This is a genomic window from Verrucomicrobiota bacterium JB022 (assembly GCA_030673845.1).
Lineage (GTDB): Bacteria > Verrucomicrobiota > Verrucomicrobiia > Opitutales > Oceanipulchritudinaceae > WOUP01.
Window position 1 is genome coordinate 385,074 of record JAUTCQ010000017.1, and the last position, 24,799, is coordinate 409,872.

Consider the following 24,799-nt stretch of genomic DNA (forward strand, 5'->3'; position numbering starts at 1 on the left):
CTATTGGTTGTCGCGGTTGAAGGCGGCGTCGAAAGCCACCTGGTTGCGGGGGAAGTCGATGGCGCGGGCAAAGTCGCACGATTCGCGCGCACCGAACTCGCGGTCCATCCGCCCGTCCTCCCACTCGATGGAGAGCGGCCCTTGGTAGGCGATGTCGTTAAGCGCCACGATGATGTCTTCAAAATCGATATGCCCTCGGCCGACCGAGCGGAACTCCCAGTAGCGGCGCGGGTCGCCAAACTCTGTGTGGCCGCCGAAGACGCCTACCGTGCCGTCGCCACGCCCCCACCAGACATCCTTGAGGTGCACGTGGAAGATGCGGTCGTAAAACGTGCGGATAAACTGCACGTAGTCCACCCCCTGATAGCCCAGATGGCTCGGGTCGTAGTTGAAGCCGAAACGCTTATGGTGGTCGACGGCTTCCAGCGCCCGCTGAGCGCTCGCAATGTCGAACGCGATTTCCGTCGGGTGCACTTCGAGGGCGAAGTTGACGTCGACTTCCTCAAACACGTCGAGGATCGGCGTCCAGCGGGCGGCGAAGTCGTCGAAACCCTTCTGGATCAGGCCCGGCGGGGTAGGCGGGAAGCTGTAGAGCAGGTGCCAGATGGCCGAGCCGGTGAAGCCGTTGACCGTGGCGGCAAAGTCGCCCTCGTGGTCGTCGGGGCGGAGATCGAAAAAGCGCCGCGCGGCCCGGGCCGTCTGCTTCATCTCCTCCGCCGCACGCTGGCGCACGCCCTCCGGCTCCCCGTCGCCAAAAACTCGGGCTGGGAGAATGGCCTGATGTCGCTCGTCGATCCGGTCGCACACCGCTTGGCCCACGAGGTGGTTGGAAATGGCGTAGCAGGTCAGCCCGTGCTGCTCCAGCAACTCCCAGCGGCGGCGAAGATAGGCCTCGTCCTCGGCCTTGGAGACATCGAAGTGGTCGCCCCAGCAGGCCAGTTCGAGGCCGTCGTAACCCATGGCTGCCGCGAGCGGGGCGAGCTTGGCGAGAGGGAGGTCGGCCCATTGGCCGGTGAAGAGCGTAACAGGTCGGGGCATGGCTCTACCGATAACCCTTGCCGCAGTTTCTCGCAAGGCCGCACGGGCCTCAGTTGCCCACCGCGTGGTTGAGCACCGGCACGCGCTGCATCACGGCCGTCGCTACCAGGCTCAGTAGCAGCGTCACGAGCGTCAAGGCCGGCACGCCTACCGCCGTGGAGAGCTGCGCGCTGTTGTAGCCGAGGCGGGCCAGCCCTTCGAGGAAGATCGGGTGGATCAGGTAGATCCCGAGCGAGGCCGAGGCGACAAAGTTCAGGACCCGGCCCGTGGTGGCAGAGGGGTAGCGCTTGTGCCCAAACTGCATGCGAATGAGCATGAACAGCCCGACCGCCTCCATCGCCATGCCGGGGAACAGATAGTTGAAGAAGATCGATTCACGCCCCGTCTCCGCTTCCATCCAGCCGTTGCCGAAGGCCGTCAAGGCCCAGCCCCCTGCCGCCAGAGCCCAGGCCAGCCCTTGATGCCGCTTCAGGTCCTGATGGCGGTAGAGCACATAGCCGAGCACGTAAAAACCGAGATAGGGGGCAAAGCGGTTCAGCGCCGTCATCTGGATCTCTGCGCCGAGTGCCCATTGCAGCACGATGTCGAGCGAAGCCAGCCCCAGGCAGAGGCACCCTAGGTAGAGCGCCCACCGCTGGCCCGCCGCCGCGATAAAGCGCTGTAGAAACGGAGTCACCAGATACAAGCCGGCGAGGATGTAGAGAAAATACAAATGCCAGAACGGCTCGCCTACGCCGACTTCGTGCAGTGCGAAGACCAGCGGGTTGCTCTCCTTCACCTGCCCGGCGACCCAGCGCAACCCCAGGTAGAGGACCGTCCAGAAGGCCAGCGGGATGCCCACCCGGTGCAGCCGACGGCGATAAAAGTCGGGCAGCTCCTGCTTGCGCGGGCGCAGGAGCAAGGCCCCGCTCACCATTACGAAGAGGGCAGGGGCCGTGCGCACCAAGGCGTTCAGGGCGTTCAACAGCCAGAATTCCTCCGCGTTGGCCGCCGTGTAATCCACCTGAAACCGCGAGCACACATGCACGAGGATCACCCCGAGCGCGCCCGCGATCCGCAGAAAGTCCAAGTCCCAATAGCGCCGGGCGAGAGCCGGTGCTGGTCGGGAGGTATCGGCAGGTCGGGAGGCAGAGAGAGTGGAAGCGGATGCGTCCATGGTCGCTACCACCGGGGGGCGAAAATGCCCTCACGTCAAACCGCCAGACCGATCCCTGACCAATTGGGGGTGCTTTCTTGCAGCCCCGGGGGCAGCTGCTCCTCCTTCTGGGCAAAATGCCCGAAGGGGCGCGTTCGCTCGACCCCGTCGTCGCGACTTTAGGCTCGTTTTTCGAGGATGCGGGTACCATGCTGGCCACAATCTCCCCTTATCAGACCGTATTTGTTATGTCCGCACCCATTAATACCTTCCTTCTTTCCAATGGACTGGACCTGCGCAGCAATCCCTGCGTCAGCCCCGACTTCTGCCTCGACTGGGCTCGCTGCCAGGGCCGCCTGAGCGCCGGCGCGTTCCAGGAATACCCGGCCAGCGCCATCAAGCTGCCGCAAGGCACGCTGACCCTCGTCGAAGACGACCAGGGCGACCACGCGTGGAAGCTGGCGGGCAACGGTGCGGGCCTGCTCGACGAAGGCGCTGAAATCTCCGGCGCCTGGTTCTTCCCGGCCTCCTTTGCTAACCTGCTCAAGCTCAAGAACGTGCTGCAGGAAGCCGACGCCGGTTGCACGGTGTTCCCGACGGCTGGCGGCCAACTCGGCCAAAAGACCATCGGCGTGGGCGCGCGCTTCACCACGCTGCACTGGCCGGCGGTCGAGTGGGCCATGGCGCACCTCGGCGTAGGCATGACGGCCAACCAGAACAGCATCCCGCGCGAGCTCGTCTACGACGTCAACGCTATGCTCGCCGGCACGCTCGAGTCTGTCCCGTTCCCCTTCATCGGCACCAACGTGCCGGAAGGCCACCAGGGCCAGAGCGTGGAAGGCATGAGCCACGGTAGCATCATCTCCAAGCTCAAGACCGGCTTCCATCAGCGCAAGATCGCCTGGAGCTTCAACGCGGACCACCAGCCCATTGGCGGCAAGTTCGACGTGCGCGAAGACCAGCTCGTGGCCGGCTGCCTCCTGGCCAGCTACATCACGTTCGACCTCTCGCCCGAGCTGGCGATCACCAAGCTGCCGGAGGGCCTTGAAGCCCGCCAGGCCTACATTGCCGCCAACGTGCCCGCCGAGATCGTCAAGACCGTGCGCGACCGCGTGGCCGCCGTGGGCCTGAAGGTCGACGAAGCCGCCTTTGCCGAGCTTCTCTGCCGCGTGTGGCCCTCGATGCTCAAGATGAAGCGCCGCGACGAGAAGTACGCCGCCATCCGCAACCAGCACTTTACCACCGATGTGGGCCGCGCTTACCTGCGCGAGCTTTCCATCGACGAGCTGCCCGGCCTCACCACGCCGGAAACGACCGCCGTCATGCTCGCCTTCTGCGAAGCGATGGACATGCCGGTCAACTTCGTGGCCCCCGCCTTCGGCTTCCAGAAGAACACGCCCTACGACGACCAGGCCGAGCTGCGCCGCCTGATCGAAGCCCAATGGGCCGTGTGCGAGCGCTTCGGCGTCTCCATTGGCTTCCACTCCGGCTCCGGCAAGTCGGCTGAGAACTACCGCCTGATGGGCGAGATCACGGGCTCGAACCTCGAGATCAAGACCAGTGGCCGCTACACCTACGAAATGGGTGTGGCCCTCTCCGCCTCCGAAAACCCGGAAGACAAGAAGCTGTGGGCCGACTGGTATGCCTTCACCGTCGAGCTGTCGCTGCTCGGCGCTTTCGCCGCCGACCCGGTGGAGCAAAAGGCCGCCCGCTCGTTCATCGTCGCCAGCCTGCCCAAGGGCACCGACGAGAAGGCGCTCTTTGCCAGCCCGGAAGCCTGCCGCAAGGTGCTCGAAGGCCTCGAGCCCTCGGCCGACCACATGCTCTTCTTCGAGTATAACTTCCTCTACGTGCTTGCCGCCAATGGCAAGGCGGAGAAGGCGGCCCTCGGCGACCACACCGCTGCCGGCTACAACCAGCGCGCCCGCTTCTACTCCATCAGCGACGAAGCCCGCCTCAAGTATGCCCAGCGCGTGGCCGAATACCTGATCTTCCTCACCGAATGCACCGGCATCGTGACGGCGGAAAAGGCCGCCAAGGTCAGCCAGGAACTCGCCAGCTACAAGACCTACAACGAGTTGGTGGCCTCCATTGCGTAGAGCCCTCGGGCAGATTGTTTTTCGACGCGCCGGGGTCAGTTCCCCGGCGCGTTTTTTATGCTCGGGTGTCGCCATGCGAAAATCCCGGCCGGCAGTGGCAGGAGGGCGTTTTGCCCGGGCGGGCAGCAGGTGCACCCGCTGCAGCTCCGGGTTTCGCCGCGTTTGGAGCCTCTGGTATGCCGCCTGCAACAGGTCGCTCATGGCATCCATGGTCCAGCTCAACCCCTACATCCCCGTCTCTACGCCCCTGGGCACCGGCCTGGCGCTGCTCATCATCGACTACGGGATGAGCGTCAACTCCTGCTGGGTGGTCGCTTTGAAGGAAGATGGCCGTATCAAGCACTTCGACAGCAACGACGTCTTCCTGCGCCCCAACTACACCTACGGCATGAACCTCCAGGGCGCCGCCCCCGAGCCGGGCAAGCCGGGCGACGACGCGCTTTAAGCCTGCTGCGTAACCTCATCCTGCCAGACGCGGCGGATGGCGGTGTAGAAGGCCCGCGACGGGAGAGCATGCTGCCGCAGGGGCGAGGCTTCGACCTTTTGATGCAGTGTCTGGCGGTAAGCGTTGAGGCGCTCGACGTCGCGGCCCAACTCGATGGCTTTGGCCACGTAGGCCTCTTCGTTCTCGGCCACCAGCTCCGGGCAACCCAGCAAGTGCAGCATGGAGGCGGCACGGCGACTGGCGAGGCGGCGGCCAGCCAGCGTGATCATGGGCACCCCGGCATAAAGGCTGTCCATCGTCGTGGCATCCCCGCTGAAAGGGAAACTGTCGAGCACGCAATCGATCCGTTGCCAGATGGCGAGGGTGGCAATGGCGCCGTGGTCGGGCAGCAGGTGCACACGCCCCTGCGGGAGGCAATGCCGCTTCAGTTTTTCGGCAAAGTCGGCGCAGGTGGGCGGATCCTGGAAATTATCGCGTGCGAGCACGAGGTGGGCGTTCGGCAGAGCTTCCAGAATCTGGCGAAAGGCGGCCAGTACCCCGTCGTTGTATTTGGCGAGGTGGTGGATGGCCCCAAAAGTGACGTGGCCGGCGGACAGCGCGGGCGTCTCGAAGATGAGCCGGGCCGGCTTGGGCGGCGGAGTATACATGTGGTAACCGCCCTCCAGCCGAATGATCTTTTCCGCGCTGGCGGCATCCGCTTCGCCCGGCGGCTCGGAGATGACGTCCGAGATCCGGTAATCCATCGCGCGCAAGCCGGTGGTGACGGCGTTACCGTAATAGTGCACCTGGATGGGTGCGGCGCGGCGGGCAAAGACTCCCAACCGCCCGTCGTTCGCGTATTCGTTGAAATCGACGAGGATGTCGATCTGGTCGGCGCGGATCCGCTCGCAGGCGGCTTGGTCGGTGAGCTTGGAAATATCCGTGAACGAGTCGGACAGCCGCTTCATCTCCTCCGTCACCTCGTCGTTCACGTCGTTAGCGGCGTAGAGGTGCAGCGTGCACTCGTCGGCGGAGGGGCGATTTTGCATCAACGCCAACTGTTGCAGGCCCACGTTTTGCCGCCGCATGCGGGTATTGACCAAGCCGATGCGCAGGGGGCGGTCGGGCAGAGGATCGCGCAAGGGCAAGTCGTCTACCTTGGCCGGACCGAAGGAGCGATCCCATACGCGCGCGGCGGCGAGCAGGTCGGCCCCCGTCACCGCCGGGTCGTAGACCATCGCCCGGATCCGCAAGGCTGCCACTTCGTGGTTGCGGTTGAACAGCGAACCTTGATCGAGCGGGGCCTGCTGAATCGTCCGGTAGTCGCCCGACTCGAATTTGGTGGCGGCGTAGAGCGGGAACCAGGCAGGGTGCGAGCGGACGCTGTTGGGCGCGGCCTCCAATCGCTCAATCACCTTGCCGTGGTGTCGACCTTTGCGCAGCCGTCCGATCAGGTTGAAAAAGGCAGGCCCATGGCTCGGCTCCAGACTCACGGCCTTGGCGTAAGCCTGAAAGGCGCCCTTTTGCTCGCCCGCACTTTCGAGGCATACGCCCATGCCAAACCAGATGGCGGCGTTGTCGCGGTCGAGCTGGGCCGCCTGGGCGTAGGCACCGGCGGCGGCTCCGTATTGGCGCAGGCTGCGCAAGACCCCAGCCTGGATCACATGGAGATCCGGGTTGCCGGGGAACTGCTCCAGCGCGGCTTCAATTTCCTCCAGCGCACTTTCCCCTTGCCCGTTTCGGCAGAGGATTTGCATCCGTTCCGCAAAAACGGGGCTGAAAATGTGCAATTGGTCTGAACTGAAGTGCGTCAAAATGAAGGGTGTGCGTTAGCTACGGCGCGGTTGGCGCAGGCGCTTGCGGGCAGCAACTAAGAGGCCAATGCCGCCGAGCACCAGCGCGGCGTGCGCGGGCTCCGGCACGGCCGCGCCCGGGATAACCGTCGAGGCGCCAGCCACGTCTTCGTAGGCCCAGCGATAGACGGAAACATTGCCGTTTTCGGCAAAGGAAAGCTCCATCCAGCCGTAGTTGTAGAGGTCGGACGAGCCTTTATCGCGGAAGCCGTAGCCGAGGTAGAAAACGTCGCCAGCGGTGTAGCTGTTGCCCACAAAGTCAAATGACAGGCCGCCAACGAAGGACGCTGTGTCCGCGCTTACGAGATCGCCTTCGCTGAGGAAAGTGGGGTGATTGGACGTGTAGCAGCCCCGATTGACGGAATAGGCGTCAAAGATATACTCACGAGCGCTATCCATCGAAGTAATGATCCCTGAGGTGCCTTGCAGGCTGCTGCTGAGGCAGAGCAACAGGCCGCTTTCAAAGCCCGGCCCAATTGTTGCCCCTGCCACATCGATATGGTGGACGTAGACGCCGGCATAAGCACCCTCGTAAGGGGCGGGGTTGGGCACGAAAATCTGGACGGCAGCGGAAGCCTCGCTGGCCAAAAGAGCCATCGCGGCCGCGATACCGGCAGCATTGGCGGGAGAGGAAGAAACGGGAGACGTAAGGCGGGTGGACATAGGCTATTCTTCCTAGCCGAACGGCGGTTGAAATCAATGCGAATTCGTTAATGAATGCTATTAGATCAGTTTTACACAGAGGAGAAGATGAAACACTCTAAAAATGGAACCCATAACGCGATTCGGGTCGAGTTCGAAGACTCTTCGCCTCCGCCCCCACCTTTGCTGCAGAGGTGGTTTGAGGGTCGTTTACCTAACACGTTTTAGGCTCGACGGTCCTGTGCGGGTACGTTCAGATCGCGGGGTTTCCGCCGCTTCCCCCTTTGTTTGCGATCCGTTTTGCCATGACTTTCCCCACGCCCGCTTCGGTGACGCTTCCCCCCATTGTTTTCGGCACGAGCTGCCTCGGCAACCTCTACGCCGTCGTGCCCGAAGAAACGAAAACCCGCATCGCGCAAGAGTGGTTTGCGCACTCGCCCGCGCCCGTGACGCTGGATTCGGCTGGCAAATATGGGGCCGGCCTCGCGCTGGAGAAGATTGGCGAAAACCTGCGCCGCCTGGGCATCGCACCCGGTCAGGTGCAGATCAGCAACAAGCTGGGCTGGTACCGCGTGCCATTACAGGGTGCCGAACCGACTTTTGAGAAGGGCGTCTGGGAAGGCCTGGAGAACGACGCCGAGCAGCGCATTTCCGCCAAGGGCATCCTCGAGTGCTGGGAGCAGGGCTGCGAACTGCTAGGTGATTACCAGCCTTCGCTGCTCTCCGTGCACGACCCGGATGAATACCTCGCCGCCGCCTCGAACGAAGCCGAGCGGGCACGCCGCCACGAAGACGTGCTCGGCGCCTACCAAAGCCTCTTCGACCTCAAGGCCAAGGGGCAGGCGCAAGCCATCGGCGTGGGCTCCAAGGACTGGCGCGTGATCCGCGACCTTGCGCAGGAAGTGCCGTTCGACTGGGTGATGCTCGCCTGCAGCTATACGATTATGCACCACCCCGCCGAGCTGCTCGAATTCATGCGCGAGCTGGAGGCCCGGGGCGTCACGATCATCAACTCGGCCGTCTTCCACGCCGGCTTCCTCACGGGGGGCAAGTTTTTCGACTACCGCCTGCCAGACCCCTCCAAGCCGGAAGACGCTGCGCTCTTTACCTGGCGCGAGCGCTTCCAGGCCATCTGTGCGCGCCATCAGGTATCGCCCGCCGCCGCCGCCGTGCAGTTCGGCCTGCGCGGCCCGGCGATCAAGGCAGTCGCCCTCAATACCGGCAACCCGGCCCGCATCCAGGAAAACGTCGAGATGACCCTGCATGAGCTGCCGCAACCGTTCTGGGACGAGATGCTCGCCGCCGGCCTGATCCAGATCCAACTTTAAGCGCCCGCTCCTCATGCGCATCGACGCCCACCACCACCTCTGGCATTACGACCCCGTCGCCTACGACTGGATCGACGACAGCATGGCGGTCATCCGCCGCGACTTTCTGCCGAACGACCTCGCCGAGACCACGACAGCCGCGGGCATCGACGGCGTCATCTCCGTCCAGGCCCGCCAGATGGAGGAAGAAACGCGCTGGCTGCTGGAGCTGGCCGCCGATTCGAGCCTCATCCGGGGCGTCGTCGGCTGGTTGCCGCTGATTTCGCCGGAGCTGCCCGCCTTGCTGGACAGCTACGCCGCCCCCAAGCTCGTGGGCCTGCGCCACGTCCTGCAGGGTGAGCCCGACCCGGCCTACATGCTGGGCGCGGACTTCAACCGGGGCATCGCCGAGCTGACCAAGCGCGACTTGGCCTATGACATCCTGATCCTGGAGCATCAACTGCCACAGGCGATCGAGCTGGTCGACCGCCACCCGCAGCAGCGCTTCATCGTCGACCATATCGCCAAGCCCCGCATCCGCGACGGTGAACTCCAGCCTTGGGCCGACCGCATGCGCGACCTCGCCCGTCGCCCCAACGTGTGGTGCAAGCTCTCCGGGGTGGTGACTGAAGCCGACCCGAGCGCCTGGACCCCCGAGCAACTGAGGCCCTACATGGAGACCGCCCTTGAATGCTTCGGGCCCCAGCGCCTGATGTTTGGCAGCGACTGGCCCGTGTGTCTCGTCGGTATGGAGTATGCCCGTTGGGTCGCGCTGGTGGAGGACCTCGTCTCCCGCCTCTCCCCAGACGAGCAAACCGCCTTTTGGGCAAGTAACGCCACACGCGCCTACCGCCTCGACCGCTAAACGATTTCTTTTTTTTGCAGATGAAAGCCTTCCAAATCACGGCCCCCGGCGAAAGCCGGATCACCGATGTCCCTGAGCCCACCGTGAGCGCGGGCCAAGTGCTGCTCCGCGTCCGCCAAGTCGGCTTCTGCGGCTCCGACCTCAGCACCTTCCAGGGGCGCAACCCCATGGTCACCTACCCCCGCATCCCGGGCCACGAAATCGGCGCCGAGATCGTGGAAGTGGGCGACGGCGTGCCCGCCGAGCTGCGCCCCGGCCAGGCTGTGACCGTGGTGCCGTATTCCAACTGCGGCGAGTGCGCTTCGTGCCGTCGCGGCCGCGCCTATGCCTGCAAGCACAACCAGACCCTCGGCGTGCAGCGCGATGGGGCCATGACCGAGTGGATCGTCGCCCCGTGGGAGAAGATTATCGCGGTGCCCGGCCTCGGCGTGCGCGAGCTGGCCCTCGTCGAGCCCCTCACTGTCGGCTTCCACGCGGCGGCCCGCGGCCGCGCCGAAAAGGGTGACATCGCCGCCGTGTTTGGCTGCGGCATGATCGGCCTCGGGGCGATTGCCGGCGCCGCCGCCGCAGGTGCCACCGTCATCGCGATCGACATCGACGACCAGAAGCTGGCCCTGGCCAAGAAGCTCGGCGCCACCCACGGTATCAATTCCCGCACCCAAGACCTCCATGCACGCCTGCAGGAGCTGACTGGCGGCCATGGCCCCGACCTCATCATCGAAGCCGTCGGCCACCCCGCGACCTACCGCGCCGCCGTCGATGAGGTGGCCTTCACGGGCCGCGTCGTCTGCATCGGCTACGCGAAAGACGAAGTCAGCTTCGCCACCAAGCTCTTTGTGCAAAAGGAGATCGACATCATGGGCTCGCGCAATGCCTCCGCCGACGACTTCCGCGCCGTCTGCGCCTACCTGCAACAGCCCGGTTTCCCCTACGATGAAGTCATCACCCGCACCGTCTCGCTCGATGGCGCCGGTGAAGCCCTCGCCGCCTGGTCGGCCAACCCCGGTGCCGTCACCAAGATCCACGTAACCCTCGCTTAGGGTAGGGGCGGCTTTTGCCTTTATGAATTGCCTCCCGGGTGTTTCCGGGAGGTTTTTTTGCGCCTGTGTGTCTGTGGCAGTCCTGCCATGAGAAGGCGAAAGCGCACGTTTGCTTACAAAAAAATCCCCCCGGCATGGTGACCGGAGGGAAGGTTTGAGAAGGAATCGCGCTGGAAGCAGTGGCCTTAGATCGCGCTGTCGCCCATTTCGTCGGTGCGGATGCGTACCGCTTCGTCGATGGGGAGGACAAAGATCTTGCCGTCGCCGATCTTGCCGGTCTTGGCGGCATTCTTGATCGCGTCGATGGTCTTGGCCACGAGCTCGTCCGGCACGGCCACGTCGAGCATGACCTTGGGGAGGAAATCGACCGTGTATTCGCTGCCACGGTAGATTTCAGTGTGGCCCTTCTGGCGGCCGAAGCCCTTGACTTCGGTCACCGTCATGCCTTCGACGCCGATTTCGGAGAGCGCTTCTTTCACTTCCTCCAGCTTGAACGGCTTGATGATAGCTTTAACCAGTTTCATGTGTCAGATCCTAGAGTTCGCGTTTTTATAGAGGTGATACGCGTTGGATTCAAGCTCGCAAGCAAAGCTTAGTGAGCGCTTTGGAAGTCGGGGTAGGCTTCTTGGCCGTGTTCGCCCACGTCCAGGCCGCCCACTTCTTCTTCCTCGCTGACGCGCAGGCCCATGGCCATCTTGATCACGAAGAAGATTGCGAAAGAGGTGACGAAGGCAAGAGCACCGACGGAGAGGGAGCCGACGAGCTGGGTCACGATGCTGTAATCGCCACCCACGCCGAAGAGCGCAACCGCCCAGGTGCCCCAGAGGCCGCACACGCCGTGCACGGAGATGGCACCCACCGGGTCGTCGATCTTGATCTTGTCGAAGAACAGGACGGAGAAGACCACGATGACACCGGCGATGAAGCCGACGACGAGAGCCGACCAGGGGCCCATTTGGTCCGCACCGGCGGTGATGCCCACGAGGCCGGCGAGGATGCCGTTGAGGGACATCGAGAGGTCGGGCTTCTTCAGCACCACCCACGAGGTGAACATCGAGGCGAGGCCGCCACCGCAAGCTGCGATCATCGTGGTGGTGAACACCAGCGAGGTGAGGGCAGGATCGGCGCTGAGCACGGAGCCACCATTGAACCCGAACCAGCCGAGCACGAGGAGGAACACACCAATCGTCACCAGCGGCATCGAGTGGCCGAGCACCGGCTTGATCTTGCCACCGGGCAGATACTTGCCCTTGCGCGGCCCGAGGACGAGCACTGCGGCGAGAGCGGCGAAACCACCGAAGGCGTGCACGAGCGTGGAGCCCGCAAAGTCGTAGAAGCCCATCGCGTCGAGCCAGCCGCCGCCCCACTTCCAGAAGCCGGAGATCGGGTAGATGAAGGTCACGAGGAGGGTCGCGCCCACCATGAAGCTGCCGAGCTTGATACGCTCAGCCACGGCACCGGAGACGATCGTCGCGGCGGTGGCGGCAAACATGGCCTGGAAGATAAAGTCGGCCCAGTAGGTGTAGTCGGCGTAGTCGCGCGTCATCGAATCGGCGCCGGTTGCATCCAGAGCGTTCGGGATCGGGCTGCCGAAGGCAATGAAGGCATTGGTGGCGCCGTCGCCAGGATACATCGCGTTGAAGCCCCAGGCAGCGTAAACGACGATGCCCATGCAAATGATGAAGGCATTCTTGAACAGGATGTTGACCGTGTTCTTGCTTTGGGCGAGGCCGGATTCGACCGTCGAGAAGCCCAAGTGCATGATAAACACGAGGCCTGCTGCAATCAGGATCCAGAGGTTGTCGGTACGGAACGCGGCGTCAGCAATGGCCGAAGCGGTATCGGTGTCTTGCGCCGAGAGCGAGCTGGTAAGGGCTCCTGAGGCCATCAGGAGGGGAAGCATCCACCAGACTCGAGGGTGTTTGAGGTGCTGCATCATCTTGTGTTAAGTTATGTTGATCAAATAGATATGAACAGACGAGGCTTGGAACACCTCTATTTGAGCACCCGATGTGCCAGCACTGGGGGTGGATGGCTAAATTTTACCGCGAGACCGATTTAAAGCGCTGATAGGCAATCGCTAAAGTGCCTGTACGTTTTTGAGGGACACCCTTTATGCGCTCACGATCATAAGTGCCCAGCCTAGCGTGATATAGGATGTATGTGGTCAATTTTGTACACCCCGAAATAGGCACCCGGACACAAAAAAGACCTCTCCTACGAGTGGAGAGGCCTGAAATAGAGGGCTGGCAATTTTTGAGCAGCAGTTATTCCGCTGCGTCTTCCTCGAGGTCGACCGTTTCGATGCAGAGATCGCGCAGTTGCTTGGCCGTCACCGGGGTGGGCGAGTCGGCCATCAGGTCCTGACCCTTTTGGGTCTTGGGGAAGGCGATGACTTCGCGGATCGAGGTGGCGCCCGTCATGAGGGTGATCATGCGGTCGAAGCCGAAGGCGATGCCGCCGTGGGGCGGGGCGCCGTAGCGGAAGGCATTGAGCATGTAGCCAAAGCGTTCCTGCACTACGTCTTTCGGGATCTGCAGCACGTCTTCGAACACCTTCTTCTGCACCTCGGGCTGGTGGATACGAATGGAGCCGCCGCCGATTTCCCAACCATTGAGCACCAAGTCGTAGTGCTGGCCGCGCACGGCGCGCGGGTTGGAATCGAGCAGCTCCAGGTCTTCCGGCACGGGGGCGGTAAAGGGGTGGTGGGCGGCCACGTAGCGGCCCGCGTCTTCATCATACAACATCAGCGGGAATTCGAGCACCCAAAGGAAGTTGTATTGCGAGGCGGAGATCTCCAGCTTGCCGCGCTTCACGAGCAGCTTGGCGCACTCGAGGCGCACGCGGCCGAGGATGGTGCAGGCACGCTCCCACTCGGCGGCGGCGAACAGCACGAGGTCGCCCGGCTGGATGTCGAGGCGGCTCTGCAGGGCTGCCTTCTCCTCTTCGCTGAAGAACTTGAGGATGGGGCTCTTCCACTCGCCGGTCTCGTCGATGCGGATAAAGGCAAGGCCCTTGGCGCCGAAGTTCTTGGCCGTGTTTTCGAGGTCGCGGTGTTCGCCCTGGGTCAGGTCGGCGAGGTCCGGCACCTTCATGGCCTTGATCGCACCGCCTTCGCTGTTGGCCACGCTGTTGAAGACCTTGAACGAGCTGCTCTTGAAGTCTTCGGTGAAGTCCTCGAAGGTGAGGCCGAAACGCGTGTCCGGCTTGTCGATGCCGTAGCGGTTCATCGCTTCGAAGTACGACATGCGCGGGAACGGCGTCTGCAGGTCGATGCCCAGCACGTCCTTCCAGATTGCCTTCATCAGGCCCTCCATCGTCGCGTACATGTCTTCGCGGTCGATGAACGACATTTCGATGTCGATCTGGGTAAACTCGGGCTGGCGGTCCGCACGCAGGTCTTCGTCGCGGAAGCAGCGGGCGAGCTGGTAGTAGCGCTCGATCCCGGCCACCATCAGCATTTGCTTGTACTGCTGCGGGCTCTGGTTGAGCGCGTAAAACTTCCCGGGGTTGAGGCGGCTGGGCACGAGGAACTCGCGCGCGCCTTCGGGCGTGCTCTTGAAGAGGCTGGGCGTCTCGATTTCCAGGAACTCCTGGCTGTCGAGGTAGTCACGCATGGCCTTGGCCGCCTTGCTGCGGATGCGCAGGTTGCGGTACATGCCCGGGCGGCGCAGGTCGAGGTAGCGGTACTGCAGGCGCAGGTCTTCGTTAACCTTGTTGGCCTTGTCGTCGTCGAGCGGGAAGGGCGGGGTCTCGGCGATGTTGTGGATCACGAGCTTGGCCGCCACGACTTCGATCTGGCCGGTGGGCAGCTTGGCGTTGATCTCGTTCTCGCCGCGGGCCCGCACGGTGCCGGTCACCTCGATCACCGATTCCGGGCGGATGCGGTCCGCTTGCGCGGTCAGCTCGGCATCGTCATTGGTGAAGAGGATTTGCGTGATGCCTTCGCGGTCGCGAAGGTCGACGAACTGGATGCCGCCGTGGTCGCGCCGGACGTCGACCCAACCAATGAGGGTGACTTCCTGGCCGACGTTGTCGCGGCGGAGGGCGTTGCAGGTATGCGTGCGCTTCATGGGGCGGTAACTGCGGTTGCAGGCAAAGCTCGTGACCTTGCGGCATGTGAGGGCGCGGCGCAAGAAAGGAAAAGGCTCTGGGGCCAAAAAGCGGCGATTCGCGTACGCAAGAACGCCCGGGTGTCTCACGCCCGGGCGTTTCAGCTATGAAAACCTCAAACTACTGCTTTCTCTCTGTCTCTCTCATCTCATTCAAACCAATCCGGTGATGAAAGGTTTCACTCACCTGAAGAAATCGGTTCGAAAGGAAAATTTTTAACGGAAATCGTAATCCTCACCGTCTTCCTCGGCCTGCGCCTCCGGTTCTTCACCGGCTAGCGCCCGCCGCGGGGCCCAGGAAACGATCTCCACCTCCAACGTGCGCAAGGCGTCCAGCACGTCTGGCAGGCGCTCTTCAAAAGGCGTCGCCTGCTGGATCAAGCGGGCCACTCGCAGGTAGAGCAGGGGCCAGTTAACCGTCTCGGCTTCCGCCAGCACGGCAATCACCGCCAGCTCTTCCAGCAAGGCATGCAAGGCGTCCGGGTGGAAGAGTTCGCCCCGACGCAGCACGCCATTGGCCACGGTCTGTAGACGCTGCCCGATTGCTCCTACCCCTCGGGTCGAGCTGACGAAGGTTTGAGGTTGGCTCACTTCCTGGCCGGGAGCACCATAGCGGAAGCGGGCATCATACTGGCTTTGAAAGTCGGAACGTCGCATGCCCCAATACATGCAGGAGACGTGCCAGCTTGGGTGTCTGCAACTCGTTGATAAATGCTGCTTTGTGCGGTATTAGAGCCGGCGCAGTGTGACAACCCCGCGCCAGCCTGTCCCGGTGGGTAGCTCCTACTCGGCTTCGGGGCTCACCCAGACCCGCAACAGTTGCACCTGTTGAGATACCGGCACCTGGTAGGTGAAGGCTTCGTCCGGCGTCGTCCAGGTCTCGGTAGAAGGGTCCCATAGCTGTGCCTGCAGACTCAAGCTCGCCGTGCCGCTTTCCGGCTGGAGGACAAAGCCCTGATCGAGCACGAGCTCAGCGATCGCCTCTTCCGGGTAGAGCCCGTAATCGGCCGAATTGTCGATCACCTGTTGCTGGCCTTGCTCGACGCGGGCCTGAATATAGGCAGCCAAGGCCGTGTCGGCCACGGTGGGGGACAAAAAGGCGTGTTGGGTTTCTTCGAAGTCGTTGAAGCCGTCGCCGTCGGTGTCGGAGTCGTTGGGATTGGTACCGTAGACGACGATTTCCTGGTAGTTTGTCAGCCCGTCGGCATCGTCGTCTGCTTCGTCCTGGGCAAAGTAGGCAATGACGTTGGTGTCTTGTGCTACGGTGATGGTAAAGCTGCTGGGCTGGTTATTGTATGGGTATTCCCATTGGGCAAATACGTAACCCGGTTGAGGGAGCGCAGAAAGGGAGATTTCGCTTCCGGCTGCATATTCCCCGAGGCCGTAGATGGTCCCTTGGCTGGCCGGGCTCGCTTCGCCGCTAAGCGTCACGAGTTCGCCGGCGCCTTCCAGGTCCTGCAACAAGAAGGCGTGTTGGCTGGTGCGGTTGTAGGGCTGCGGATCCGTAATCGATGTGGTGAAGGTATACCAGCCAAGCACCGTGCCGCCGCTACTCATGGACACCAGTTCGATATCGCCCACGTCTACTTCGGTTGCGGGCACGCCGTTAAAGTCGAGCTGGTCTTCCCAGTCCGGGACGAGTTGTTCCAGCGTCTGCAGGCCAGCGCCGCCCAGCCAGACGCGATTGCCGATCAAGGCCAGTTGGTTGTTTGCGGCAATCGTAATGGGGGCGAGGGGGATCCCGGGCACAGTTGGGACTTCCGCATTGAGCACGCTAAAGCCGTCCGTCGGGGTCCAGCGGAAGAGACGCACAGTATTGGGGGCCAGAGCGTTGCTGAAGTAGCCGATGACGAGGTTGCCGTCATTGGAGACTTCGTAATCCCGCAGCTGGTATGTCTCGTCGGGTAGGATGGAAACCCAGGTGACCGAGTTCTCGCCTTCGCTCCATTTCCAGATCTGGTGGCGATGCTGAGCCTCCGCACTGCTACGGTCCACGGCGGCTCCGTAGACCGTAGGGGTCTCCGTAATAGCGATGTCGCTGGCATAGAGCCGGGGCTCTCCGGAGACTGGAATGGTTATTTTGGTGCCAAGGGCGTAATAAAACGGCCGGGCCGCGTCGGTGAGTTGAGGCAGAGGCTGATCGATCCCGTCGTATTCGTAGCCGACGAGATAGTTGCCCACCGCATCCATTTCCAGGCCAACCGCAGAAGGGCTCTGGCCGTCCGGATACACGATCTGCGCTGATTTGTGGATCTCCAGCTGGAAGTCGGTGCTGACGAGGAAGGTATCGGCATTACCGTATTGCTGGATCGAAGCGACTCCAAGGTCTTTGGAATCCGCCCCGGTCAGTCCGCGTGCAATGTAATATGCGGGACCGGTATATTGGAATTTGCGGATGACTTGCTGGCCATCGGCACTGATGAATTGGGGGTAGCTATCCCAGTCCCAATCAAGGATACGGTTATTCGTCAGTTCCACCCAATCGGCGGCCTGAACGGAGCTTAAGAGAAATAGAAAAGCGAAGCGTGAGAGCATAGCCAAACTAGGGGCTACCTCGCATCGATAGTCAATCTATATAAAACCCCGTTTGAGGGCTTCCCGTTACAGCCCTGCGGTGAAGCGCTCCAGGCGGGCGAGCACGCGGTCGCGGCCAAGCACGGCAATCATGGGGATAAAGTCGGGGCCGCTGGTGGTGCCGCTGAGGGCAAAGCGCGTGATCGGCCACCAGCCGAAGGGCTTGTCTTGCTGGTGGGCCAGGGCGAGCTGCTGGAAGGCTTCGGCGATGTTCGAATCTTCCCACTGCTCGTCGCTCAGCTTGGCAAGGGCGGCGTGGACTTCCTGCAGGCGTGCCTTGGGGTCGCCCTTCTTGAGCAGCTTTTCACGGCCCTTTTCGTCTTCCGTGTATTCTTCGCTGAAGAAGTAGCGGGTAAACGAGGGCAGGTTTTCGAGCGCGTCGACTTTTTCCTGGCAGAGCGCAAGCACGCGCTGCAGGTAATCCTCGTCGGCGTCTTCGGCGAGGAGGCCGGCCTCGGTCAGGACGGGACGGGCCTGCCAGGCGTAGGTCTCGACCGGCAGGGTTTTCAGGTATTCCTGATTGAGGTGGGCCATCTTCTTTTCGTCGAAGCGGGCGGCACCTTTCTGGATGTCCTTCAGCTCAAATTTTTCGATGATCTCGGCGATGTCCAGCTTCTCGCGGTCGTCCTTGGGCGACCAACCGAGCAGGGCGAGGAAGTTGCGCACGGCGGCGGGGAGGAAGTGGCGCTGCTGGTATTCCTCGATCAAGGCACCACGGTCGCGCTTGCTCATCTTGCCCTTGCCGTCCTGCGGGTCTTTCAGGATCAGGGGCAAGTGGGCGTATTGGGGCACGGGGGCACCAAAGGCATTGAAGATCTCGATGTGCTTGCTCGTGTTGGAGAGGTGGTCTTCGCCGCGCACCACGTGGGTGATCTTCATCTCGATATCGTCCACCACGTTCACGAAGTGGAAGGTGGGGCTGCCGTCGGCGCGGCAGATCACGAAGTCGCGGGTTTCGGCACGCACCACCTTGCCGCGGATCGCGTCGTCGATCTCGACCGGCGCGGCCTTCACTTTTTCGACTTCGGCCTTCAGGTATTCGTCGTATTCGGTGTAGCGTTCGCCTTCGAGGCGGAAGAAGATGGCACCGTCTTGCTCGTAGGTGCGCCCTGCATCCTTGAGCTGCTGGAGGTAGCGGGCGTAGATGTCGTTACGCTGGCTCTGGAAATACGGGCCGTAGGGGCCGCCGACTTCGGGGCCTTCGTCCCAGTCCATGCCCAGCCAACGCATGCTGTTGTAAATGATGTCGAGGTATTCGGGGCGGTTCCGCTCGTGGTCGGTGTCCTCGATGCGCAGGATAAACGTGCCGCCGGTGTGGCGGGCATACAGCCAATTGAACAAGGCCGTGCGGGCACTGCCAATGTGGAAGAAACCGGTGGGGCTCGGCGCAAAACGGACACGCGTCTCAGTCATCCCGCCAAGCAAGTCGCCTCACGCCAGACAGGCAAGAACAAACAGGGGGATGAGAACAGGAGTGAAAAGGAGTTAAAAAGAGTTTTGCCCAATTTTATTACCGTTCGGCCTGCCGCACTTTGCGTTCTTCGTGTTCTTCTGTTTAAAACTCCTTTTCCTCCTTTTAACTCCTGTTCAATTTATTCTTCCTCTTCGATCTCGAAGCGCAGGGGCAGCACGGCCATTTGACCGGCTTCGTCGCGGACTTCGACCCGCGTGTGGTAGACGCCGGGGGCGTAGTCGTAGAAGCGCAGGGTGAAGCGCTCTTTCGTGCTGTCGAAGCTGCCGTCTTCGGGCATCAAGGGCTGGTAGGGCGAGCCGTCGAGGTTGTAGAAGGCATCTGCGATCGGGCTCCAGTCGTCGATTGCCTGCACCACGATGACCACGTTGTTACCCTCCTGCTCGCGCTCGACTTCTTTCAGCTGCGGCGGCTCGTTGTCGATCAGGAACTGGCGGCTGCGGGCTTGGGCGAGGCGGTAAGGGTCGGGCTCGGCGTCGTCGTTGATGCCGTCTCGGCTCTCGATCTTCACCTGATAGTAGCCCGATTCGAGACCCTTGACCGGGAAGCTCCAATATGGGTCGGGCAGGCCTTGGGCGAGCGGCTGCCATTCGTTTTCTCCCGTGCGCCGGAGGGATACGTTGTGCAGTAGCGGGTCGCCATTGGGGTCGTAGGCTTTCCAGATCACGGAATACCAGCCGGCGGCTTCGAGGCGATTGACCTTGTAGCGGGTCTGGGTTTCACCCTCGACGAAGGTCTGCAGGCCGCGCGCGGTAAAGAGGGCATCGAAATCGGTATTCGCGTTAGCGCGATTCACATTTTCCTGCAGCTCGATGGGGAAGGGCAGCACTTCGACGCCGCTGAGCATCGGGCCCACATTTTCCAGCGTATAAAAGGCGCGCACGCGGAAGATTTCGCCCTTGGCCGTGCCGTCGGTCACTTCGATGCGGTATTGGAAGAAGCGGCCAAAATGGGACTCCAGCAATGTGTAGACGGCTTTGGTCGGGTCGTTGGATTCTTGCTCCAGCTCCAGCCACGCACCCCAGGTAGAGTCGGGCTTGGCGGTGTCGCCGATACGCACTTCCACCTTCAGCGGCAGGCCTTGGCTGCGGAGCACCTCGACGCGCGACCATTGGGCGATTTGGCGCACATCCTTGACCTTCGAGGTCAGCTTGGCCGCCGCGTCGCTCTTGCCGCCGATCTTCCAGAGGCCGGCGGGGCGGCTGGTGAAGAGGAAATTCTCGCTCGCCTTGTTGCCGGGCAGGATCACGGAGATCTCGGAGGCGCCGGGCACCTGGTGGAGTAGCGACCAGTTATTGCCGTCCTGCAGGGCCACGAGGCGTGCGCCGTCGCTGAGGCCGAGCAGCACGAGGCTGTCGTCGATCTGGCTGAGGGCGTTGATGCCGGAGCGCCCGCTGCGCCAGATTGGCTGGGCAAAGCCGCTGGGCGTGATGCGGTAGAGGTCGCCCGTGCCAGCGTTGCTCTCGCCAAGGCTGTCGTCGGCGGTCACCACGATGGGCGGCAGGCTGTTGGCGTCGCTGCCGGAGCTGCTGCTGTCGCTCTTTTTGCCGGAGCGGTAGGTCGTGAAGAGGCCTCCGCCGTCGCCGAGGGCCAGCACATGATTTACTTCCGCGCTGTCGGTGGCATAGAGCGCGTAGCCGGCCTGCGGGTCGTGCAGGTAATAGACGACACCGTCGGGCGTGCTGCCGAGCCAGAAGTCGCCTTCTTCATCGCGTGAAAGGGTGGTAAAGCTGGCGTTGGGGTTGTCGAGCTTGCCCCAGCTCTCGGGCTCGGCGCCCACTTCGGCGTCGGCGGGCAAGTGGAGCAGAGCTGCCGGGCTGCCGGTGGCGATCCAGAGGCCATCTTCATCCCACCGCAGGTCCCAGACATAAGTCGCGTCGGTTTTGGTCCACAGCTCCGCACGTTCGCCACCCGGGGGCAGGCGATAGATCGAGCCACCCGGGTTCACGCCGATAAAGAGCCCGCCCTCGTCGTCCAGCGCCAGCGCACGGATCAGCGGCTGCGGGGCCTTGAAAATCTCCTTCGCCTCGCCCTCGGGGGTGATATGGAAGACCTGTCCCTCGCTGCCCACTGCGGCGTAGAAGCTGCCATCGGGCGCGCGCACGGCATCCCACACGCGGCCGCCCGGCAATTCGGCTACTTTGGTCAAGGCGGGGGCGGTCTCCAGAGTGCCGAAGTTGCTCAGGGCGAAGTTTTCCAGCTCGCTGAGATAAAACGCGGCGTAGCCTTCATCGACCACCGCCTGGGTGGTGCTGGCTTGGAGGAAGGAAGGGAGCGCGAGGCCGCCGGCAAGGCAGCCCAAAAGCAAGGAACGAGCAAACATGCGTTAACGAATGGTAAGGAGAGCGGAATACGAGCCCTGAAAGATACCGGGGAGGGAAAAGGCTTTTTCGTCGACCACCATTTCGGTGATGGGACGGCTGAGGCGTGCGGGGTTGCGCTCGGCGAGCTGCTGGAGCACGCTGGGCGGCAGGTTGGGCAGGGAAGCGCCCTCTACGCCGAGGCCGTCGGTCGGCTGCACGAGGGCGGCGTAAAGGCGACCCGGCACGCGTTCGAGGCGCCAGCTTTGGGCGATGTCTTCGAGGCTGCCCGGCACCCCGGCGGCGCGCTGGAAGTGGCGGTCGAAAGCCTGCCCATCGGCAATGACGAGCGAGTAGCTCTCGCCCTCCGTCGCGTAGGGCGGGATCATCAAGTTCAGCTTCAGCGTGCGCTCGTCGCCCCGGTAGTTGAGCAGTTTCAGCTCCACCTGCACCTCGTCGCCCGGGCGGGGCTGCTCGGGGTAGATGCTGACGCCGCGCAGGGTGCTGAGCTGCCAAGCGTCGACCACTTCGAGGTCCAGCTCGATCCGGTCGAGCGTCACGGGTTCGAACGGGTTGTCGAGCAAGTCGTAGAGCTGTCCAAAGAGTTGCTGGGCGAGCATCTGGCCCGCCATCGGCCCGGTGGCCACGCGTTCAAAGGCGATGCTGTTCATGCCCTTGGGGTAGATGTGGCCGTAGAGGTGGAAGGTCTGGCGCTCGCCGGCGGTCATGGCGCTGCTGGCGGTTTCGAGCACCGTCGTGGCGGCGAGCATGGCCGTCCATTGAGGGTGCTGGACGAGGTCGGCCTCGTAGGTTTCGCGCCAGCCGTGGCCGTTGCTCACCTTCAACTCCAGCGCGGTCATGGGCGGGATCGGCCCGATGCGGCCCGCAATTCCCGGCGCGCGGTCCTGGAAAATCGTGCCCACAATGTCGCCAAATTTGCTCAGCTTGAACGACAGGCGCTGGTTGTTGACGATCGTCAGCACTTCGGCGCCCGCCAGCGGTACGGAGACGTTGCCTGCGCCGAGGAAGCTGTGGCCAAAGCCCAGCATGCGGTCGCCCTCGCGCCACGTGACCGTGCCCGTGGCGGCGGCATTGAAGTCGCCCTTCATCAACACGGCGGCCATGGCCTGCCCGGGTTGCAATTCGGACGTCTCGACGGCGCCGTCGGCCGCGCCCATGCCGGTCGCGATGGGCAGGTGCCAGCCGATCTTTTCAAACTCCGGGCGCAGCGCCTCCAGCGTCCGGGCGGAGATGCCGCCAAAGGCCAGTGGGGTGGGGACCGGTTGCGGCGAAAATTCCACGATGCTGCCCGCCGAGGCTGGGGCGGGCGTGCTCTGGGCGACCGGTGCGGCAAAGGGCGAAAGCGTCTGGAAGCCCTTCTGCTCACCCAGGTCGAAACCGTTCACGAGCTTGAACATCTGCTCGATGGGCGTGATGCCGACGAAGGCCTGATCCTTCGACCAGGTATAGGTGTAGGAATACGCGCCAAGCAGTTTGCCGTCGATATACACCGGGCTGCCGCTCATGCCGGCGACGCCGCCCGTGCGGATCATCTCCGGGTCGGTCCCCAGGCCGACGATGGTCGACCAGCCCGGCCCGAGGCCCTCCGGCACGGTGCCGAGGATCTCGAGCTGGTATTCCTTCAATTCCGTGCCGCGCACGACCGTACGCCAAGTCGCCTTCATGCCCGGGCGGACTTCGCTGAGCGGAAAGATTTCCTCCGCTCGCACGCCCGACAGGAAAAAGACCAGACTGAGCCCCCACATCCAGATGCCTCGCATCATACCATCCATTCTATAACCGAATATCGCAGATCGTTGCGACCCAAAAAGCCGCTACGTCATTTTTCCGGTCTGCGGCCCAGGTTTTCCGGTTTACGCAAGGCTCAGATGCTCCCGGGTGCGGACCAGTTGCTCGATGAGGTGAAAGATGATTTCGGCGTGGTCGAGCGATACCTGGCGCTCATAACGCAACTGGTACAGCGCCACTTCGAGGGCCGCTTGGGCGGAGGCGCGCAGGGACTCGTCGTGGCATACGGCATCGGGTGCGGCGGACTCATCCAGCGATTCGCAGAGAAAGGCGGAGAGGAACTGCGGCTGCGCGTGGGCATAGAGCTGCGCGCCGAGGTGGAAGATACGGCGGCCCAATGGCTGCAAGGCTGGCTGATACTGAGTCTGCCAGGCGCGGTAAAGCGCCATGGCCTCGTCGGCGAGGTCGCTGGCGGCAAAATAAAGGTCGTCGGTATCCACCTTCTGGCCGAGCAGGGGCACGAGCAAGGTGAGCGCCTGCAGCTCGGCGCGGGCGGCCTGCAGGGCCACTTCGGCCCAACCCGCGTTGTCGTGAGCCAAGGGGCGGGCCAGCTCCCAGCCTTCGCGCGCACAGCGCCGGGCCTTGCCGAGGTGGCTCTCGTCTTCGTAGGTCGTCAGCAGATTGGCGCGGTTGGCGAAGGCGGCTGCGAGTTCCAGCGAGGGGTCGCTCGTCTGCAAATCGCCAATCACACGGTCCAGATCGGCCAGCGCACGGCCCGTCTCGCCCAGTTGGGTGAGCGTATTGGCGCGGTTGAGCCAGATGCGGATGCGCAAGGCGTCGAAGGACTGGCCCTGCGTATGGTGCTCCCTGCCGGTAAGTACCGCCTCCGCCTCATCGTAGGCGGCGACGGCTTCGGCATGGCGCTCCAGCAGTTGCTCGCAGTTGGCGAGGTTGAGCCAGGTGCCGGCGACGCGGTGGAGGTAACGAGGGACGTCGGGCAGGCCCTTGAGGTGTTGGAGCGCCACCTGATAGCAGCCCCGGGCAGCCTGCCACGAGCTGGGATTATCCGGCAGCTGGAAGGTGTGGGCAAGATTGGCCCAGGCGGCAGAGCGCTCGACCGCGTAGTCATCGATCAGCGGTTCGGGCAGCAAGTCGAAATGGGCAATTGCCTGCCGATAGGCTTCGCTGGCGGCTTGCAGGTTCAGCCGGTTATCGAGCCGCAGCAGGCCGTTGCCGTAGTTGATCCAGGCGCAGGCCAGCTCAAAGCGCGTGGCGGCTTCTCCGGCGTCGAGATGAGGCTGCAGGGCGTCGATCGCGCCCACCAGCAAGCTGACTGCATTTTCGAGGTCGGCCGGGCCGCCTTGTTTCAGCAGGTCCTCGGCGGTGCGACAGTTGGCGAGGATGGCTTGCATGGGACAGGTGAATTCTGGATGCAAAAAACGGAGACGCCGAGCAAAAGCGTCCCCGTAGGTCTTGTCTAGCGCTAACTATTAATAAAGCAGCTCACATTTCCGCCCACTGGCGCAGCAGGTTATGGTAAACGCCTGTGATCTGGACGGCCGACGGGTGATCGGGGTGGTCCTGATTGAGGCGCTGCAAGCCCAGGTCGAGATCGAACATCAGGGAGCGCTTGCCGTCGTCGCGGATCATGCTCTGGATCCAGAAAAAGGAGCAGAGTCGCGTGCCGCGGGTGACGGGCGTTACGTGGTGCAGGCTGGTGGCCGGGTAGAGCACCATGTGACCGGCGGGCAGCTTGACCTGTTGCACGCCGTAGGTGTCTTCCACGCACAGTTCGCCGCCGTCGTATTCATCCGGTTCGTAGAAGAAGAGCGTGGCGGAGAGGTCGGTGCGGATCCGGCGCGAGCTGTCCGGGAACTGGCGGATGGCATTGTCCACGTGGGTGTGGAACTGCTGGCCACCGGAGTAGCGGTTGAACAGCGGGGGCAACACGTGCAGCGGCAGCGCGGCCGACATGAAGAGCGCATTGCGGCCCAGCGCGCGCAGGATCATGTCGCCCACCTGCTGGGCCACGGGGTGATCCTGCGGGATCTGCATGTTGTCCTTGGCGCGACGGGCCTGGTGGCCGGAGGTCACGTTGCCGTCGACCCAATCGGCACTTTCGAGCGCCGCCCGGGCTTGGGCCACCTGTTCAGGACTCAGAACGTCTGGGATGCGGATGAGCATAAATCG

The 24,799-nt window shown here is 63.1% G+C and carries 19 protein-coding genes; 5 read left to right on the forward strand and 14 right to left on the reverse strand.

The window, feature by feature from the left end:
• Complete coding sequence (locus Q7P63_14465) at positions 1-1,038, reverse strand: sugar phosphate isomerase/epimerase family protein (GenBank protein ID MDP0501293.1); 1,038 nt, start codon at positions 1,036-1,038, stop codon at positions 1-3.
• Between the two features lie 49 nt (positions 1,039-1,087).
• Complete coding sequence (locus tag Q7P63_14470) at positions 1,088-2,194, reverse strand: acyltransferase (protein MDP0501294.1); 1,107 nt, start codon at positions 2,192-2,194, stop codon at positions 1,088-1,090.
• Positions 2,195-2,421: 227 nt separating this feature from the next.
• Here Q7P63_14470 and Q7P63_14475 point away from each other — a divergent pair, with 227 nt between their 5' ends.
• The gene (locus tag Q7P63_14475; protein MDP0501295.1) at positions 2,422-4,272 is read left to right on the forward strand and encodes a tagaturonate epimerase family protein; all 1,851 of its coding nucleotides are present in this window, start codon (positions 2,422-2,424) and stop codon (positions 4,270-4,272) included.
• A 199-nt stretch (positions 4,273-4,471) separates the two neighbouring features.
• Positions 4,472-4,717 (forward strand): hypothetical protein, encoded by a 246-nt coding sequence (locus tag Q7P63_14480; GenBank protein MDP0501296.1) that lies wholly within the window; start codon positions 4,472-4,474, stop codon positions 4,715-4,717.
• On the opposite strand, the gene Q7P63_14485 is transcribed toward Q7P63_14480, so the two are convergent.
• Together Q7P63_14485 and Q7P63_14490 are read right to left on the reverse strand one after the other, a co-directional pair.
• Complete coding sequence (locus tag Q7P63_14485) at positions 4,714-6,453, reverse strand: hypothetical protein (protein ID MDP0501297.1); 1,740 nt, start codon at positions 6,451-6,453, stop codon at positions 4,714-4,716. The genes Q7P63_14480 and Q7P63_14485 overlap by 4 nt on opposite strands.
• Before the next feature lie 72 nt (positions 6,454-6,525).
• On the reverse strand, positions 6,526-7,212 hold the full coding sequence (locus Q7P63_14490) for a PEP-CTERM sorting domain-containing protein (GenBank protein ID MDP0501298.1): 687 nt from the start codon (positions 7,210-7,212) through the stop codon (positions 6,526-6,528).
• Between the two features lie 284 nt (positions 7,213-7,496).
• Between Q7P63_14490 and Q7P63_14495 the strand changes: the two genes are divergently transcribed.
• The 3 genes from Q7P63_14495 to Q7P63_14505 are packed head-to-tail and all read left to right on the forward strand — an operon-like array spanning position 7,497 to position 10,403.
• Positions 7,497-8,519, forward strand: coding sequence for an aldo/keto reductase (locus Q7P63_14495; GenBank protein MDP0501299.1), 1,023 nt, complete (start codon positions 7,497-7,499; stop codon positions 8,517-8,519).
• Between the two features lie 13 nt (positions 8,520-8,532).
• Positions 8,533-9,363 carry an amidohydrolase family protein gene (locus Q7P63_14500; protein MDP0501300.1) on the forward strand — a complete coding sequence of 277 codons (831 nt, stop codon included), beginning with the start codon at positions 8,533-8,535 and terminating at the stop codon, positions 9,361-9,363.
• 20 nt (positions 9,364-9,383) lie between these two features.
• Positions 9,384-10,403 (forward strand): zinc-binding alcohol dehydrogenase family protein, encoded by a 1,020-nt coding sequence (locus Q7P63_14505; GenBank protein MDP0501301.1) that lies wholly within the window; start codon positions 9,384-9,386, stop codon positions 10,401-10,403.
• A gap of 185 nt (positions 10,404-10,588) precedes the next feature.
• On the opposite strand, the gene Q7P63_14510 is transcribed toward Q7P63_14505, so the two are convergent.
• From Q7P63_14510 to Q7P63_14555, 10 genes are all read right to left on the reverse strand, one after another.
• Positions 10,589-10,927, reverse strand: a complete 339-nt coding sequence (locus Q7P63_14510) for a P-II family nitrogen regulator (protein MDP0501302.1) — start codon at positions 10,925-10,927, stop codon at positions 10,589-10,591.
• A 68-nt stretch (positions 10,928-10,995) separates the two neighbouring features.
• On the reverse strand, positions 10,996-12,306 hold the full coding sequence (gene amt / locus Q7P63_14515; protein ID MDP0501303.1) for an ammonium transporter: 1,311 nt from the start codon (positions 12,304-12,306) through the stop codon (positions 10,996-10,998).
• Positions 12,307-12,670: 364 nt separating this feature from the next.
• Complete coding sequence (aspS, locus tag Q7P63_14520; protein ID MDP0501304.1) at positions 12,671-14,476, reverse strand: aspartate--tRNA ligase; 1,806 nt, start codon at positions 14,474-14,476, stop codon at positions 12,671-12,673.
• 255 nt (positions 14,477-14,731) lie between these two features.
• Entirely contained in the window at positions 14,732-15,172 is a 441-nt protein-coding gene (locus Q7P63_14525; GenBank protein ID MDP0501305.1) for a hypothetical protein, read from the reverse strand.
• 126 nt (positions 15,173-15,298) lie between these two features.
• The gene (locus Q7P63_14530; GenBank protein ID MDP0501306.1) at positions 15,299-16,993 is read right to left on the reverse strand and encodes a hypothetical protein; all 1,695 of its coding nucleotides are present in this window, start codon (positions 16,991-16,993) and stop codon (positions 15,299-15,301) included.
• A 123-nt stretch (positions 16,994-17,116) separates the two neighbouring features.
• Positions 17,117-18,502: a glutamate--tRNA ligase family protein gene (locus Q7P63_14535; protein MDP0501307.1), complete on the reverse strand. Its 1,386-nt coding sequence runs from the start codon at positions 18,500-18,502 to the stop codon at positions 17,117-17,119.
• A 179-nt stretch (positions 18,503-18,681) separates the two neighbouring features.
• A complete protein-coding gene (locus tag Q7P63_14540) occupies positions 18,682-20,883 on the reverse strand; it encodes a hypothetical protein (protein MDP0501308.1) in 2,202 nt (733 codons plus the stop codon).
• Between the two features lie 3 nt (positions 20,884-20,886).
• Complete coding sequence (locus Q7P63_14545; GenBank protein ID MDP0501309.1) at positions 20,887-22,644, reverse strand: SpoIVB peptidase S55 domain-containing protein; 1,758 nt, start codon at positions 22,642-22,644, stop codon at positions 20,887-20,889.
• 90 nt (positions 22,645-22,734) lie between these two features.
• The gene (locus tag Q7P63_14550) at positions 22,735-24,021 is read right to left on the reverse strand and encodes a hypothetical protein (GenBank protein MDP0501310.1); all 1,287 of its coding nucleotides are present in this window, start codon (positions 24,019-24,021) and stop codon (positions 22,735-22,737) included.
• Between the two features lie 91 nt (positions 24,022-24,112).
• Entirely contained in the window at positions 24,113-24,793 is a 681-nt protein-coding gene (locus tag Q7P63_14555; protein MDP0501311.1) for a Fe2+-dependent dioxygenase, read from the reverse strand.
• Between the last annotated feature and the right edge of the window lie 6 nt (positions 24,794-24,799).

What these genes read in the sequence shown, in the direction of transcription:
- Q7P63_14465 (MDP0501293.1), bottom strand. Translation starts at nt 1,038, where the DNA reads ATGCCCCGACCTGTTACGCTCTTCACCGGCCAATGGGCCGACCTCCCT.
- Q7P63_14510 (MDP0501302.1), bottom strand. Translation starts at nt 10,927, where the DNA reads ATGAAACTGGTTAAAGCTATCATCAAGCCGTTCAAGCTGGAGGAAGTG.
- Q7P63_14535 (MDP0501307.1), bottom strand. Translation starts at nt 18,502, where the DNA reads ATGACTGAGACGCGTGTCCGTTTTGCGCCGAGCCCCACCGGTTTCTTC.
- Q7P63_14500 (MDP0501300.1), top strand. Translation starts at nt 8,533, where the DNA reads ATGCGCATCGACGCCCACCACCACCTCTGGCATTACGACCCCGTCGCC.
- Q7P63_14485 (MDP0501297.1), bottom strand. Translation starts at nt 6,453, where the DNA reads ATGCAAATCCTCTGCCGAAACGGGCAAGGGGAAAGTGCGCTGGAGGAA.
- Q7P63_14555 (MDP0501311.1), bottom strand. Translation starts at nt 24,793, where the DNA reads ATGCTCATCCGCATCCCAGACGTTCTGAGTCCTGAACAGGTGGCCCAA.
- Q7P63_14490 (MDP0501298.1), bottom strand. Translation starts at nt 7,212, where the DNA reads ATGTCCACCCGCCTTACGTCTCCCGTTTCTTCCTCTCCCGCCAATGCT.
- Q7P63_14480 (MDP0501296.1), top strand. Translation starts at nt 4,472, where the DNA reads ATGGCATCCATGGTCCAGCTCAACCCCTACATCCCCGTCTCTACGCCC.
- Q7P63_14545 (MDP0501309.1), bottom strand. Translation starts at nt 22,644, where the DNA reads ATGATGCGAGGCATCTGGATGTGGGGGCTCAGTCTGGTCTTTTTCCTG.
- aspS (MDP0501304.1), bottom strand. Translation starts at nt 14,476, where the DNA reads ATGAAGCGCACGCATACCTGCAACGCCCTCCGCCGCGACAACGTCGGC.
- Q7P63_14495 (MDP0501299.1), top strand. Translation starts at nt 7,497, where the DNA reads ATGACTTTCCCCACGCCCGCTTCGGTGACGCTTCCCCCCATTGTTTTC.
- Q7P63_14475 (MDP0501295.1), top strand. Translation starts at nt 2,422, where the DNA reads ATGTCCGCACCCATTAATACCTTCCTTCTTTCCAATGGACTGGACCTG.
- amt (MDP0501303.1), bottom strand. Translation starts at nt 12,306, where the DNA reads ATGCTTCCCCTCCTGATGGCCTCAGGAGCCCTTACCAGCTCGCTCTCG.
- Q7P63_14550 (MDP0501310.1), bottom strand. Translation starts at nt 24,021, where the DNA reads ATGCAAGCCATCCTCGCCAACTGTCGCACCGCCGAGGACCTGCTGAAA.
- Q7P63_14525 (MDP0501305.1), bottom strand. Translation starts at nt 15,172, where the DNA reads ATGCGACGTTCCGACTTTCAAAGCCAGTATGATGCCCGCTTCCGCTAT.
- Q7P63_14505 (MDP0501301.1), top strand. Translation starts at nt 9,384, where the DNA reads ATGAAAGCCTTCCAAATCACGGCCCCCGGCGAAAGCCGGATCACCGAT.
- Q7P63_14470 (MDP0501294.1), bottom strand. Translation starts at nt 2,194, where the DNA reads ATGGACGCATCCGCTTCCACTCTCTCTGCCTCCCGACCTGCCGATACC.
- Q7P63_14540 (MDP0501308.1), bottom strand. Translation starts at nt 20,883, where the DNA reads ATGTTTGCTCGTTCCTTGCTTTTGGGCTGCCTTGCCGGCGGCCTCGCG.